Raw genomic sequence first — 14,804 nt, forward strand, 5'->3', positions numbered from 1 at the left:
ACTGCGATTCGATTGGCAGCCATTCCAACACCTTGACGGTGCCGCGGCGCCACAGGCCGACGCCGGGTTCGTGGTCCCAGGTCCGCGGCGGGGTCACCGAACCGTCGTCCCAGCGCAGCTTGCCGTCGGCGAGCCGCAATTGGTAGCTGTACGCGGGCGAGGTCTTGTCGCGGTAGCGCTGGGCCAGTTCGGCGGCGGTGTCGGCGTCCTCGAAGAACACGCCCATCTCGGTATTGAGGCTGACCGAGCGCGGATCCAGGTTGAACGAACCGACGAAGCCGGAAGCGCCGTCGACCACGAATGCCTTGGTGTGCAGGCTCGCGCCGCTGGACCCGAACAGGCTGCTGTCCTCCTGCGCGCCGCGCGGCATCAGCTCGTACAGCTTCACGCCCTCGCGCAGCAGCGGCACCCGGTAGGGCGCATAGCCGCTGTGCACGGCGGTCACGTCGGTGGCCGCCAGCGAATTGGTCAGCACGCCCACCTCCACGCCGCGCCGGCGCAGCCCGGCCAGCCACGCCACGCCGTCACGGCCGGGCACGAAGTACGGCGAGATCAGCCAGACCCGTTCGCGCGCCCCGGAGACCGCCGGCACCAGCCGGTTGATCAGCCAGCCGTCGCCGCCGTTGCCCTCGCCTTTCTCCGGCGGGTCGGAATGCACCTGGGTCGACGCGGGCCAGTGCAGCGGCATCTGCCCCTCGACGAAGGCGCGCACGCCGGGGGAGTTTTCCACCCGCTTCAGATACGGCGCGGCGCGGCGCGATCGCTGCGCCTTGTCCACGTCGGCGCGCAGTTCCGCCAGCGCGTTTTCGTCCGCGCGCGCCAGCGCATGCAGCGGGATCACCGAGCCGCTGTTCCAGAACGCGTCGAAAATCGCTTCGGTCTGCCGCACCGCCGGTCCCAGCAGGGCCGCGTCCAGATCCAGAAAATTGGTATCGGTGGCCGCGTCGAAATACTCGTCGCCGATATTGCGTCCCCCCACCACCGCAATCCGCCCATCGGCAATCCACGCCTTGTTGTGCATGCGCCGGTTGAGGCTGACGCCGCGCAGCAGCATTTCCATGCCGCGTCCCAGGAAGCCGGCCCGGTTGCGCGACGGATTGAACATCCGCACCTCGATGTTGGAATGCTGGTCCAGCGCCACCAGCAGCGAATCACGGCCATGCGCGTTCATGTCGTCCAGCAGCAGGCGCACGCGCACGCCGCGGTCGGCGGCGCGCAGCAGTTCGCGATCGAGCAGTTGTCCGGTGAGGTCGTCGTGCCAGATGTAGTACTGCAGATCCAGGCTGCGCCCCGCCGCCTGCGCGGTCAGCGCGCGGATCGCGAAGGCATCGAGGTTGTCCGACACCAGGCCAAGCCCGCTCCGATCCGGATGCGCTTCGGTCAGCGGCGCGATTGCGCGATCCAGCGCGGTGGCGTTGGCGGCGATCGGCAGGGCCTGCGTCGCCGGTCCGTGCACGCGCGCGGCGAACCGGCCGTAGCTGTAGAGCGACACCAGGCTGGCGATGACCAGCGTCAGCAGGATCAGGCCCAGCAGGCGAAGCTTGCGTGCCATCATGGGCTCCTCGGTGACATGCATCGATTCTACCGGGTGTGTCCTGACGGATGTGTTGGCGCCTCCCCGGCGGCCGGCCTCGCCGGTTCGCTGCCGCCACCGCAGGACCGCCCGCCAGGACGCCTGCGATATGCTGCGTGCGTCTTCGCCGGAGTTCTCCATGACGATCCCGCTGAACCGCTTCCTGTGCCTTCTGCTCGCGGCGGCCGCGTTGGCCCTGTCCGGCTGCGCCAGCACGCCGTCTTCCGACGGCACCACCTTCGTGGTGGTCCGGCATGCCGAGAAGGCCACCGACGATCCGGAGGATCCGCAACTGTCGGAGATTGGCCTGCGCCGCGCGCAGCGGCTGGCCGAGGTCCTGGCCGACGCGCCCGTGGTCGCGGTCTACGCGACCGAGTTCAAACGTACCCGCCAGACCGCCCAACCCACCGCGGATCGCCGGCATATTCCCGTCAACGCCTACTTTTCGCGTGGCCCCGCCGCCGAAAGCGCCGCCCGCTGGCGTCGCGATCACGATCACGGCACGGTGCTGATCGTCGGCCACAGCAATACCGTGCCGGATCTGGTGACCGCCCTCTCCGGCCAGCCGGCCGCGCCGATGCCGGACACCGAGTACGACCGCCTGACCCGCATCCACGTCGGCGCGGATGGCCGCGTGCGGGTCGAGATCGCGCGCTACTGACCGCGCGCGCCGCCTGCACGGAGCGCACAGGCGGCATCGGTTACCCTGCATCGATGAACGACGCGACCAACGTGTTCGGCGCGTGGGACGGCAGCGCCCGCCACGCCCGCCTGCTGCAGAAGGAACTCGCCCGCCAGGTCCGCCTGCGCGACGACTTTGATCCACCGCGTCACCTGGCGGGTTTCGATGTCGGTTTCGAGGATGGCGGCGCAACCACGCGCGCGGCGGTGGTGCTGCTCGATGCGCGCGATCTGCAGCCGATCGAAACCCATGTCGCGCGCGTACCGACGTCGATGCCCTACGTGCCGGGCCTGCTCAGTTTCCGCGAACTGCCGGCGTTGGTCGCGGCGCTGGCGATGCTGCGGCAGGCTCCGGATCTGGTGATGATCGACGGCCAGGGCATCGCCCACCCGCGCCGGCTCGGCATCGCCGCGCATTTCGGCGTGGCGACCGGCCTGCCCAGCATCGGAGTGGCGAAGAAACCGCTGTGCGGCCGCTTCGATCCGCCCGGCGATCGCGGCGGCGACCACACCCCCCTGATCGATGGCGGCGAACAGATCGGCTGGGCGCTGCGCAGCAAGCCGCGTTGCCTGCCGCTGATCGTCTCGCCCGGCCACCGCGTCTCGATGGCCGGTGCGCTCGACTGGACCCTGCACTGCCTGCGTGGTTACCGCCTGCCGGAACCCACGCGCCTGGCAGACCGGCTGGCGTCGCGGCGCGGCGACGTCCCGCTCGCGCCCGCCTCGCGATAGCCAGGTGGGTAGGAGCGGCCTCCGGCCGCGAGCTTTTCCGCTGAATTCGCGGGGGACACGTTCATGCCGTTCGTCCCCCTCTCATGGCGAACGAAGAGCTCGCGGCCGGAGGCCGCTCCTACCCCTTCCAGGTCGGGCGACGGGGATGGATGCGGGGCGATGCGTCCATCACGGAAACAATCCGTTGCCGCCGCCGGCCCTGCGCGCGTCATGACGCTGTGCCATCCTGCGCGCAGCCACCCACGGAGGACGCCATGACCCTCATCATTCCCCCCCGCACCCACGATCTGGGCGGATTCCAGGTCCGTCGCGCGGTGCCCAGCCTGCAGGCGCGCAGCGTCGGTCCGTTCGTGTTCGTGGACCACATGGGTCCGGCGACCTTCGACGAGGGCCGCGGCGTGGACGTGCGCCCGCACCCGCACATCGGTCTGGCCACGGTGACCTTCCTGTGGAGCGGCGCGATCAATCACAAGGACACATTGGGTTCGGAGCAGGTCATCCTGCCCGGCGACGTCAACTGGATGACCGCCGGCCGCGGCATCGCCCATTCCGAGCGCACGCCTTCCGACGTGCGCGCGCATCCGCATCCGCTGCACGGCATGCAGACCTGGGTCGCGCTGCCGAAGGCTTACGAGGAGGTCGCGCCCGAATTCCACCACCACAAGGCCGACACCCTGCCGCAGCGACGCCATGACGGCACCTGGCTGCGGGTGATCGCCGGCCGCGCCTATGGCGAGGAATCGCCGGTGCGGGTGTTCGCCGACACCTTCAACGTGGCCCTGGATCTGGAGCCCGACGCCGAGCACGCCATCGATGGCGGTCATGCCGAGCGTGCGCTGTACGTGCTGGAGGGCGACGCGCAGCTCGACGGCGCCGACATTCCCGATAAGCACCTGGTGGTGCTGGATCCCGGCACCCGGCCGGTGCTGCGCGCGAAGACACCGGTGAAGGCGCTGCTGCTTGGCGGCGAACCGCTCGACGCGCATCGGCACATCTGGTGGAACTTCGTCTCCAGTTCGAAGGAGCGGATCGAACAGGCCAAGGAGGATTGGCGCGAAGGAAAATTCGGCCAGGTGCCCGGCGAGACCGAGTTCATTCCCTTGCCCGATCATTAATCAAGAGTGATGGCTGTCACACTTTTTTGAGTTACCCAAGGCATACTGGGGCCGCACCCGCGCGATCCTCGTGCGCGTGCGGCCCGTCGGACGACGGTTCCATCCATTCCTTGGGGGATTACAGATGAGTCTTGGAAAGAAACTCGCGGCGGAGTTCCTGGGTACTTTCTGGCTGGTGCTGGGCGGTTGCGGAAGCGCCGTGCTGGCGGCCAAGTTCGGCGGTGACGCCAATCCACTCGGCATCGGATTCCTCGGCGTGGCGCTGGCCTTCGGCCTGACCGTGCTGACCGGCGCCTACGCGTTCGGCCACATCTCCGGCGGCCATTTCAATCCGGCGGTGAGTTTCGGCCTGTGGGCCGGTGGCCGCTTTTCGATCAAGGAGCTGGTGCCCTATATCGTCGCCCAGGTGCTGGGCGGCATCGCGGCCGGATTCATCCTGCTCCAGATCGCCGGCGGCGCCAGCGGCTTCGCGATTGATCCGAATGCAGCCGGCGCGTTCGCCAGCAATGGCTATGGCGCGATGTCGCCGGGCGGCTATTCGGTAGCGGCGGCGTTCCTGACCGAAGTGGTGCTGACCGCGTTCTTCCTGATCGTCATCATGGGTTCCACCCACGGCCGCGCCCCGGCGGGTTTCGCGCCCATCGCGATCGGCCTGGCCCTGACCCTGATCCACCTGATCAGCATCCCGGTCACCAACACCTCGGTGAATCCGGCCCGCTCCACCGGCGTGGCGCTGTTCGCCGGCCCGACCGCTATCAGCCAGTTGTGGCTGTTCTGGCTGGCGCCGATCCTCGGCGGCCTGCTCGGCGGCGTGATCTACAAAGCGATTGGCAAGGACTGACTTCGCCGCATCCGTTGCAAAAAAAGCCGGGCATTGCCCGGCTTTTTTTCTCCGTTCATCTCTTCCCTGTGGGAGCGACGTAAGTCGCGATGACCATCAGCCGCGGGATGGCGGGAAGTAAGGCTCCCTTCTTTCGGAACTCGATGCCGGAAACGGTTCGCGACTTACGTCGCTCCCACAGGCCGGCATCTCGGGATGCGATCAGAACCGCCCTTCCTGGAAGTCGACGAAGGCTTGCATGATTTCCTGCTTGCTGTTCATCACGAAGGGGCCATGCCGCACCACCGGTTCGCGCAGCGGGCGCCCGGCCACCAGGATGGCGCGGGCCGGCTGGTTGCCGGCGCGCAGGCTGAGTCCACTGCCACCGCCGAGCACGCCCATCTCATGGGTTTCCAGTGCGCGCGCATCCTCGCCCTCGCCCACCGTCAGCGCGCCCTCGAACGCATACACGAACGCGTTGTGGCCTTCGGGCAGCACGTAGTCCCATGCCTTGCCGGCGTCGAGCGCGATGTCGAGATAGACCGGATCGGTGGCCGGTTGCAAGATCGGACCTTCCACGTCGCCGACCCGGCCGGCGATCACCTTGATGCCCACGCCCGGTCCGGGCGAGGCGGTCGGAATGCGTTCCGGCGCGAATTCCTGGTACTTCGGCGCGGTCATCTTCTCGCGCGCCGGCAGGTTCACCCACAGTTGGAAACCGCGCATGCGCCCGGATTCCTGCTCGGGCATTTCCGAATGCACCAGGCCGCGGCCGGCGGTCATCCACTGCACCGAACCCGGCGTCAGCAGGCCCTCGTTGCCGTGGTTGTCGCGATGGCGCATGCGCCCGTCGAGCATGTAGGTGACGGTCTCGAAGCCGCGATGCGGATGTTCCGGGAAACCGGCGAGGTAGTCCTCGGCGCGATCGGTGCCGAACTCGTCCAGCAGCAGGAACGGATCCAGATCCGGCAGGTCCGGGCCGCCGATGACGCGGGTCAGCTTGACGCCGGCGCCATCGGAGGTGGCGCGACCGCGCACCTTGCGCAGGACGCGGGCGGGATGGATATCGACGGGGGTGTGCATGGTGACCTCCTGGGCAACGCCGGAAAGATGGCAGCGCGGCACCGGTTTCGGAATGCCGGCACCCGTAACCATCTGTTCCAGCCATGGAGCCGGTAGCCAAGGAGCCGACCCGCCCGGTAGGAGCGGCCTCCGGCCGCGAGCTTTCGGCGGAATGCCCGCACACGCGGTTCGTCCGCCTGGCACGATGAGAAAGAGCTCGCGGCCGGGGTCGCGCCTACCATTCGCGGCGATCAGGCCACGTAGACGGACTTGATGTTCATGAACTCGTGGATGCCGTGCTCGGCCAGTTCACGCCCGAAGCCCGAACGCTTGGTGCCGCCGAACGGCAGGCGCACGTCGCTGCGCACGATCGCGTTGACGAAGGCCGCGCCGACCTGCAACTGGCGCGCCACCCGATCGCCGCGATCGGCATTGCCGGTCCAGACGCTGCCGCCCAGGCCGAACGTGGTGTCGTTGGCGACCCGCACCGCTTCGGCCTCGTCGCGCACCCGCAGGATGCTGGCGACCGGGCCGAACAGTTCTTCCTCGTAGGCCGGCATGCCGGGCTTCACTCCATCCAGGATCGAAGCGGGATAACCGGCGTGCGAGGCATCCGGCTCGCAACCCAGCAGGGCCTTCGCACCCCTGGCGATGCTCGCCTGCACCTGGCGATGCAGTTCGTCGCGCAGATCCTGGCGCGCCATCGGCGCCAGCGTGGTAGCGTCGTCCTGCGGGTCGCCCAGGCGCAGTTTCGCCGCCGCTTCGCTGAAGCGCTGCACGAAGCGATCGGCGATCGCCTCGACCACGATGAAGCGCTTGGCGGCAATGCAGGTCTGCCCCGCATTGCCGAAGCGGGACGCAATCGCGCCGGCCACGGTCTTGTCCAGATCCGCGTCCTCCAGCACCACGAAAGCATCGCTGCCGCCCAGCTCCATCACGCACTTCTTGAGCTGCTGGCCGGCGTTTCCCGCCACCGAGCGGCCCGCGCGCTCGCTGCCGGTCAGGGTCACCGCGGCGACGCGAGGATCCCGGATGACCTCGGCGGCCTGGTCGTTGTCGATATGCAGCACGCCGAACACGCCGGCCGGAACGCCCGCGCCATGCAGCGCGTCGGCGATGACGTCGGCGCAGCCCGGCACATTGCTGGCGTGCTTGAGCACGGCGACATTGCCCGCCATCAGCGCCGGCGCCAGGAACCGGAACACCTGCCAGATCGGGAAGTTCCACGGCATCACCGCGAACACGCAGCCAATCGGTTCGTAGCGCACGTAACTGCGGCTGCCATCGGTGTTGATCGGATCGTCCCTCAGGTAATCGGCCGCATGGTTGGCGTAGTAGTCGCAGGCGCCGGCGCACTTGTCGATTTCGGCCAGGGCCTCCTTGCGCAGCTTGCCCATTTCGACGGTCATCACCCGCTGGATGTCGTCGCGACGGCGGCGCAGTTCCGAGCCGACCCGGCGCAGCAGTTCGCCACGCTCGGCCAGCGGACGCGCCGACCAGGCACGGAAGGCCGGCTGCGAGGCCGCAAGCACGGCCTCGACCGCGGCGGCGTCCATCAGCGGTTGGGAACGGTCGACCTTGCCGGTCGCGGGATTGACGATGTCTACCTTCATGACGATCTCTGGGTTCTCGGGCAGGTGCCCATTCTGGCGCCCGCCGCGTTAGCGCCGGGTGGGCCCGGTCAGCCGTTTTCCTGCAACGCCAGTTGCATGTCGCGCTGGCGGCGCTTCTCCTCGCGGTACATCAGCCACCAGCCGGCCAACGCCGCGAGCGAGACGATCGCGATCATCAGCGTCGCCAGCGCGTTGATCTTGGGACTCAGGCCCAGGCGCACGGAGGAGAACACCTTCATCGGCAGGGTGGTCGAACTGGGGCCGGCGACGAAGCTGGCGATCACCACGTCGTCCAGCGACAGGGTGAATGCCAGCAACCAGCCCGACACGAGCGCCGGCGCGATGATCGGCAGGGTGATCAGGAAGAACACCTTGAGCCGGTTCGCGCCCAGGTCCATCGCCGCCTCTTCCAGCGACTTGTCCAGTTCGGACAGGCGCGAGGAGATCACCACGGTGACGAAGGAGACGGTCAGGGTGACGTGGGCGATCCAGATCGCGATGACGCCCTTGGACGGCAGGCCAAGCAGTTCGCCCATCGAGACCAGCATCAGCAGAATCGACAGGCCGATGATCACTTCCGGCATCACCAGCGGCGCGGTGATCAGCGCGCCGAACAGGGTCTTGCCGGGGAAGCGTCGCATCCGGGTCATCACCAGCGCCGCCAGCGTGCCCAGCACCATCGCCGCGGTCGCGGTCCAGAACGCGATCTTCAGGCTGATCCAGGCCGCCTGCAGCATCTGTTGATCGCGGAACAGCTCGCCGTACCACTTCACCGAAAATCCCGACCAGACCGTGGCCAGGCGCGACTCGTTGAACGAGTACACCATCAGGATCAGGATCGGCAGGTACAGGAAGGCGAAACCGAAACCCAGCACCAGCCAGGTCAGGCTACGTTGGCGCAGGCGGCTCATGTCAGCCTCCCTTCCAGCTCGCGCTGCTGCACCCGGTTGAAGATCAGGATCGGGATCATCAGCAGGATCAGCATGACGATCGCCACCGCCGAGGCCGCCGGCCAGTCACGGTTGTTGAAGAACTCGTTCCACAGCACCCGGCCGATCATCAGCGTGTCCGGACCGCCCAGCAGTTCGGGGATGACGAATTCGCCCACCGCCGGAATCATCACCAGCATGCAGCCGGCGATGATGCCGGCGCGCGACAGCGGCAGGGTGATGGTGAAGAACGCCTTCCACGGCTTGGCGCCCAGATCGTAGGCCGCTTCCAGCAGGCGCTGGTCGTGCTTGACCAGGTTGGTGTAAAGCGGCAGCACCATGAACGGCAGGTAGGCGTAGACGATGCCGATGTAGGCGGCCATCGGCGTGTACAGGATCTGCAAGGGCTCGCTGATGATGCCCAGCTTCATCAGCAGGTTGTTGAGCAGGCCGTTGTTCTTGAGGATGCCGATCCAGGCGTAGATGCGGATCAGGAACGAGGTCCAGGACGGCAGCACCACCAGCATCATCGCGATGTTGCGGCTGGAGGGCGGCAGGCGCGCGATCACGTAGGCGATGGGATAGCCGATCAGCAGCGCGAAGAAGGTCGAGATGGCAGCGATCTGGATCGAGCTCAGGTAGGCCTGGATGTACTGGGAATCGGTGAACAGCGCCGCGTAGTTGCCCAGGTTGAGCTTGAGCGAGAGCGCCTCGTCCACGTATTCCAGGATCGGCGTGTACGGCGGCATGGCGATGGCCAGCCGCGAGAACGAGATCTTCAGGACGATCAGGAAGGGAATGGCGAAGAACAGCAACAGCCACAGGTAAGGGACCGAGATCACCGCCCAGCGCGGGCCCGGCGTGGCTTTCTTGATCAGGTCGCGGAGTTTCATGAGGTCAGCACCACCCCGTCGTTGTCGCCCCACCACACCCAGACCTCGTCGTTCCAGGTCAGGCCTTCGCTGGCCCAGCGCTGCACGTTGGCGAAGTTGGCCATGAACTTGTAGCCGCCCGGCAGGCGCACGTGATAGACCGAATGGCTGCCGAAGTAGGCGATGTCCTCGATCACGCCCTTGGCCTTGTTGTACTCCTGCGCCGGTTCCGCCTTGCCGATGCCCAGCTTCTCCGGGCGAACGGCGAACGAGACTTCCTGGCCCTCGAAGCCGGAGATGCCATGGCCCACGTAGACCGGCACCGGCAGTTGCGGGCTGCGGATGGTGACGTAGTCGGACTCGTCCTCCTCCACCACGCCATCGATCAGGTTGACCGAGCCGATGAACTCGGCGGCGAAGCGGCTGGTCGGTTGTTCGTAGATTTCGTCCGGTGTGCCGACCTGGCGGATCCAGCCCTGATCCATCAGGGCGATGCGGGTGGCCATGGTCATGGCCTCTTCCTGATCGTGGGTGACCATCACGCAGGTCACCCCGGATTTCTCGATGATGTTGACCAGTTCCAGTTGCATCTGCGAGCGCAGCTTCTTGTCCAGCGCGCCCATCGGCTCGTCCAGCAGCAGCAGCTTCGGCCCCTTGGCCAGCGACCGCGCCAGCGCCACGCGCTGTTGCTGGCCGCCGGAGAGCTGGTGCGATTTGCGCCTGGCCAGCTTGCCCAGCTGCACCAGCGCCAGCATTTCCTCGACCCGCTTCTTGATGGCCTCCCTGGACAGGCCGTCCTGCTTCAGGCCGAAGGCGATGTTCTGTTCCACGGTCATGTGCGGGAACAGCGCGTAGGACTGGAACATCATGTTGAGCGGCCGCTCGTAGGGCGGCAGGTCGTTGAGCAGTTGCCCGTCCAGGTAGATCTTGCCGGCCGTGGGCTTCTCGAACCCGGCCAGGCAGCGCAGCAACGTGGACTTGCCGCTGCCGGAACCGCCCAGCAGGGCGAAGATCTCGCCCTTGCGGATGGTCAGGTTGGTGTCGTCCACGGCGACGAAGCCGTCGAATTCCTTGCGCACGTCGACGATGCGCAGGTAGGCATCGACACCGGCCTTGGCGGTCGCGGTGTCCTTGCCGTTGCCGGGAGGTGGGTTGTCAGCCGCCATCGGGTTCCCCTGTACCGCGCCGTGCATGCGGCGCCGGTATTTTCTTGAAAATGGAAACGCTCCGGGGCGGGCGTCGTCGCCCGCCCCTTCGCATGGGTTACTTGCCGGTCTTCAGTTCCGTCCAGATCCGGGTGTACTGGCGATCCACTTCCGGCGGGAGCACCGCGAAGGTGAACAGCTTGGCTTCCACTTCCGGTGGCGGATACACGGTCGGATCCTCGACGATCGCCTTGTCCATCAGCGCCTTGGCCTTGGGAATGGCGTTGGGGTAATGGATGAAGTTGGAATTGTTGGCCATCACCTGCGGATCCAGCAGGTAGTTGATGAAGGCATAGGCGTTGTCCACGTGCTTGGCGTCCTTGGGGATGGCCAGCATGTCGAACCACTGCGGCGCGCCTTCCTTCGGGATGGCATAGGCGATCTTGATGCCGTTGCCGGCTTCCTCGGCGCGATCGCGCGCCTGGATGATGTCGCCGGACCAGCCCACCACCAGGCAGGTGTCGCCGTTGGCCATCGCGTCGATGTACTGCGAGGAGTGGAAGTTGGTGATGTAGGGGCGCACCGACTTCAGCAACGCGGCGGCCTTGTCGATGACCTTGGGATCGAAGCTGTTGGGGTCCTCGCCCAGGTAGTTCAGCGCCATCGGGATGATTTCCGACGGGGTGTCCAGCAGGGTCACGCCGCAGTCCTTGAGCTTGGACACGTTCTCCGGCTTGAACACGATATCCAGGCTGTTGGCGATGTCGGTGTTGCCGAACGCCGCCTTGACCTTGTCGATGTTGTAGCCGATGCCGGTGGTGCCCCACATGTACGGAATGGCGTACTGGTTGCCGGGATCCTGCCGCTCGATGCGCTTCATCAGCTCCGGGTCGAGGTTGGCGTAGTTGGGAATCCTGCTCTTGTCCAGCGGCATGAACACGCCCGCCTGGATCTGCCGGCCGAGGAAATTCAGGGTCGGCACCACGATGTCGTAGCCGCTGGAGCCGGCCAGCAGCTTGGTCTCGACCACCTCGTTGCTGTCGAACACGTCGTAGGTGACCTTGATCCCGCTCTGTTTCTCGAAATTCGGGATGGTGTCCTCGGCGATGTAGTCCGACCAGTTGTAGACGTTCACTTCCTTGGCCCCTTCGGCCTTGGCGGTGCCGGCCGCCCCCTTGTCGGCATCGGGCTTGCCGCCGCAGGCGGCCAGGGTGGTACAGAGGAGGACAGCGGTGGCCAGGATTCGCAGTTTCATCAAGCTCTCTCCAGAGTTGCGCCAGGCATGGCAGTGATGAGTGGTGCGTTCTTGCGGTTTGACTGCGGGCATTCCGGGGAATGCCCTGTTCGTGCCCGGGACCGAGGCCCCGGCAATCCCCCCCAAAGACCAGGGCCGCGCGAGGCGGCCCTGCTCCGGTTTACTTGCCCGTCTTCAGTTCCGTCCAGATCCGGGTGTACTGGCGGTCCACTTCCGGCGGCAGCACCGCGAAGGTGAACAGCTTGGCGTCGACCTCGGCCGGCGGATAGATGGTCGGATCGTTGGCGATCGACGGCTCGATCATCGGCTTGGACGCCGGCACCGCGTTCGGATAGGTCACGAAATTGGTGTTGGCCGCCGCCACCTTCGGGTCCAGCATGTTGTTGATGAAGGCATAGGCGTTGTCCACGTGCTTGGCATCCTTGGGAATGGCCATCATGTCGAACCACTGCGGCGCGCCTTCCTTCGGAATCGAGTAGCCGATGTGCACGCCGTTCTCCGCCTCGTCGGCGCGATCGCGTGCCTGGATGACGTCGCCCGACCAGCCCACCACCAGGCACACGTCGCCGTTGGCCAGGTCGTTGATGTAGGACGAGGAATGGAAGTTGCGGATGTAGGGACGGATGCCCTTCAGCAGCGCCGCGGCCTTGTCGATGACCTTGGGATCGAAGCTGTGCGGATCCTCGCCCAGGTAGTTCAGTGCGATCGGGATCAGCTCGGACGGGGTATCCAGCACGGTCACGCCGCAGTCCTTGAGCTTGGACAGGTTCTCCGGCTTGAACACCAGGTCCCAGCTGCCGGTGACGTCGGTGTTGCCGAACGCGGCCTTGACCTTGTCCTCGTTGTAACCGATGCCGCTGGTGCCCCACAGGTACGGCACCGCGTACTGGTTGCCCGGATCCTGCAGGGCGATGCGCTCCAGCAACTTGGGATCGACGTTCTTCAGGTTCGGGATCTTCGACTTGTCCAGCGGCAGGAACACGCCGGCCTGGATCTGCCGGCCAAGGAAGCTCAGCGAGGGCACCACCACGTCGTAGCCGCTGGAACCGGCCAGCAGCTTGGTTTCGACCATCTCGTCGCTGTCGAACACGTCATAGGTGACCTTGATCCCGGTCTGCTTCTCGAAGTTCGGGATGGTGTCCTCGGCGATGTAGTCCGACCAGTTGTAGACGTTGACGACCTTCTCATCGGCCGCCTTGGCCGCCTTCTTTTCCCCGTCCCCGCCGCCACCACAGGCCGCCAGGGCACCGGCCGCGGCCAGCGCAATCGTCAATGCTCGGAACTTCATGGGGCTTCTCCTGGAAGCAGAAAGGTGATGGCGGACATGATACGCCCCGCCACCCGCCTGGGAACCCGTTGACGGGCCGGCGTTCCCACCGTCAGCGGCCCAGCGCCTGGGCGGTGTCGTCCAACGCCTTCCAGGCCTTGTCGAACAGTTCGTCGACCTGATCGCGGGTGATCACCAGCGGCGGCGACAGCAACATCGCATCCCAGGTGGCGCGCAGGATCAAGCCGCGCTTGAGGGCGAAGTCGCGGCACATCACCCCGACCGAACCGCGATCCGGGAAGAACCCGCGCCCGCCCTTGTCCGGCACCAGTTCCAGCGCCCCGACCAGGCCGGCGATGCGCGCCTGCCCGACCAGCCGGTGTTCGCCCAGCTCGGCCCAGCGCTGCGCCAGATAAGGCGCGATCTCGCTCTTGGCCCGTTCGACGATCTTTTCTTCCTGCAGGATGCGGATGTTCTCCAGCGCCACCGCCGCGCACACCGGATGGCCGGAATAGGTGGCGCCATGCGCCAGCTCGCCGCCCTGCGCCTTGAGCACGTTCGCCACGCGGTCGTTGAACATCGCCGCGCCCAGCGGGATGTAGCCGGAGGTGATGCCCTTGGCCACCGGCATGATGTCCGGCTGGAAACCGAAGTATTGCGAGCCGAACCATTCGCCGGTGCGGCCGAAGCCGCAGATGACCTCGTCGGCGATCAGCAGCACGTCGTACTTGCGGCAGATGCGTTCGATTTCCGGCCAGTAGGTGCGCGGCGGGATGTATACGCCGATGGCGCCCATGATCGGTTCGCCGATGAAGGCGGCGACCCGTTCCGGCCCCAGCTCCAGGATCTTGTCTTCCAGCCGGCGCGCCGCGACCCGACCGTACTCGTCCTCGGACAGCTCGCCGCCGTCGGCGAACCAGAACGGCGGATCGATGTGGTGGATGTCCGGAATCGGCAGCCCGCCCTGCTTGTGCATGCCCTTCATGCCGCCCAGGCTGGCACCGGCCATGGTGGTGCCGTGGTAGCCGTCGTGGCGACCGATGAAGATGTTCTTGCGCGGCTGGTCCTGCACCGCCCAGAAGTGCCGCACCAGCCGCAGAATGGTGTCGTTGGCCTCGGAACCGGAATTGACGAAGAAGGAATGGTTGATGTCGCCCGGCGCCAGTTCGGCCAGCTTGGCCGCCAGTTCGATGGTCGGCTCGGTGGTGCACTGGAAGAAGCTGTTGTAGTACGCCAGTTGCGTCATCTGTTTCGACGCGACCTCGCCCAGTTCCTTGCGCCCGTAACCGATGTTGACGCACCACAGGCCGGCGAAGGCGTCGAGCAGTTGGTTGCCTTCGGCGTCCCATACATAACAGCCCTCGCCGCGGGTAAGGATGCGGGTGCCTTTCTTGGCCAGGGCGGCGTTGTCGTTGAAGGGGTGCAGGTGGTGTTCGGCGTCGAGTTTCTGGAGGGTGCGGATGTCGAGGTGTTCCATGGGGACTCCGGGACGGTGTTCTTGTGGGATCTGCGCTCAGGCGCATGCGGATGGTGAGCGGGCGCTGCCGCGCAGGATTGCTACCGACGATTCGTCATGGCGCGCTCGCCGCGGGGCGTCACTTTCTTTGCTTGTGCAAAGAAAGTAACCAAAGAAAGCACACCCCGGCCTTCGCGCCCCAACGGCTACGCCGTCGGGGTCCGTGTCGCCGGCGGGAATTTTGGGAAGGCACATCCCTGTGCCTGCCCAAAACGCCGCGCGTC

General features: G+C 66.4%; 13 protein-coding genes. 4 read left to right on the forward strand and 9 right to left on the reverse strand.

Annotated features, from left to right (window positions below; translation table 11 throughout):
- Positions 1–1,555 (reverse strand): phospholipase D family protein (locus IQ458_RS11670; RefSeq protein ID WP_203322910.1); only part of this gene is annotated, 1,555 nt, incomplete at its 3' end.
- 157 nt (positions 1,556–1,712) lie between these two features.
- On the opposite strand from IQ458_RS11670, the gene IQ458_RS11675 reads away from it, so the two are divergent.
- From IQ458_RS11675 to aqpZ, 4 genes are all read left to right on the forward strand, one after another.
- Positions 1,713–2,234, forward strand: coding sequence for a SixA phosphatase family protein (locus tag IQ458_RS11675; RefSeq protein ID WP_192199436.1), 522 nt, complete (start codon positions 1,713–1,715; stop codon positions 2,232–2,234).
- Positions 2,235–2,287: 53 nt separating this feature from the next.
- A complete protein-coding gene (gene nfi / locus IQ458_RS11680) occupies positions 2,288–2,986 on the forward strand; it encodes a deoxyribonuclease V (RefSeq protein ID WP_203322911.1) in 699 nt (232 codons plus the stop codon).
- Between the two features lie 254 nt (positions 2,987–3,240).
- The gene (locus tag IQ458_RS11685) at positions 3,241–4,101 is read left to right on the forward strand and encodes a pirin family protein (protein ID WP_183637819.1); all 861 of its coding nucleotides are present in this window, start codon (positions 3,241–3,243) and stop codon (positions 4,099–4,101) included.
- A 124-nt stretch (positions 4,102–4,225) separates the two neighbouring features.
- The gene (gene aqpZ, locus IQ458_RS11690; protein WP_183637822.1) at positions 4,226–4,942 is read left to right on the forward strand and encodes an aquaporin Z; all 717 of its coding nucleotides are present in this window, start codon (positions 4,226–4,228) and stop codon (positions 4,940–4,942) included.
- A gap of 201 nt (positions 4,943–5,143) precedes the next feature.
- On the opposite strand, the gene IQ458_RS11695 is transcribed toward aqpZ, so the two are convergent.
- The 8 genes from IQ458_RS11695 to IQ458_RS11730 form a co-directional block, all read right to left on the reverse strand.
- Positions 5,144–6,004, reverse strand: coding sequence for a pirin family protein (locus IQ458_RS11695; RefSeq protein ID WP_203322912.1), 861 nt, complete (start codon positions 6,002–6,004; stop codon positions 5,144–5,146).
- A 230-nt stretch (positions 6,005–6,234) separates the two neighbouring features.
- On the reverse strand, positions 6,235–7,596 hold the full coding sequence (locus IQ458_RS11700; RefSeq protein ID WP_203322913.1) for an NAD-dependent succinate-semialdehyde dehydrogenase: 1,362 nt from the start codon (positions 7,594–7,596) through the stop codon (positions 6,235–6,237).
- Positions 7,597–7,664: 68 nt separating this feature from the next.
- Positions 7,665–8,507 (reverse strand): ABC transporter permease subunit, encoded by an 843-nt coding sequence (locus IQ458_RS11705; RefSeq protein WP_183637831.1) that lies wholly within the window; start codon positions 8,505–8,507, stop codon positions 7,665–7,667.
- Positions 8,504–9,418, reverse strand: coding sequence for an ABC transporter permease subunit (locus tag IQ458_RS11710; protein WP_183637834.1), 915 nt, complete (start codon positions 9,416–9,418; stop codon positions 8,504–8,506). The genes IQ458_RS11705 and IQ458_RS11710 overlap by 4 nt, the downstream gene beginning before the upstream one ends.
- A complete protein-coding gene (locus tag IQ458_RS11715; RefSeq protein ID WP_203322914.1) occupies positions 9,415–10,563 on the reverse strand; it encodes an ABC transporter ATP-binding protein in 1,149 nt (382 codons plus the stop codon). Before IQ458_RS11715 ends, IQ458_RS11710 begins: the two co-directional genes overlap by 4 nt.
- A gap of 97 nt (positions 10,564–10,660) precedes the next feature.
- Entirely contained in the window at positions 10,661–11,797 is a 1,137-nt protein-coding gene (locus IQ458_RS11720) for a polyamine ABC transporter substrate-binding protein (protein WP_192199431.1), read from the reverse strand.
- Positions 11,798–11,957: 160 nt separating this feature from the next.
- Entirely contained in the window at positions 11,958–13,085 is a 1,128-nt protein-coding gene (locus IQ458_RS11725) for a polyamine ABC transporter substrate-binding protein (protein ID WP_203322915.1), read from the reverse strand.
- 91 nt (positions 13,086–13,176) lie between these two features.
- Positions 13,177–14,541 carry an aspartate aminotransferase family protein gene (locus tag IQ458_RS11730; RefSeq protein ID WP_183637845.1) on the reverse strand — a complete coding sequence of 455 codons (1,365 nt, stop codon included), beginning with the start codon at positions 14,539–14,541 and terminating at the stop codon, positions 13,177–13,179.
- Positions 14,542–14,804: the final 263 nt, after the last annotated feature.

Source organism: Pseudoxanthomonas beigongshangi (genome assembly GCF_016820515.1).
GTDB classification, from domain to species: Bacteria; Pseudomonadota; Gammaproteobacteria; order Xanthomonadales; family Xanthomonadaceae; genus Pseudoxanthomonas_A; species Pseudoxanthomonas_A beigongshangi.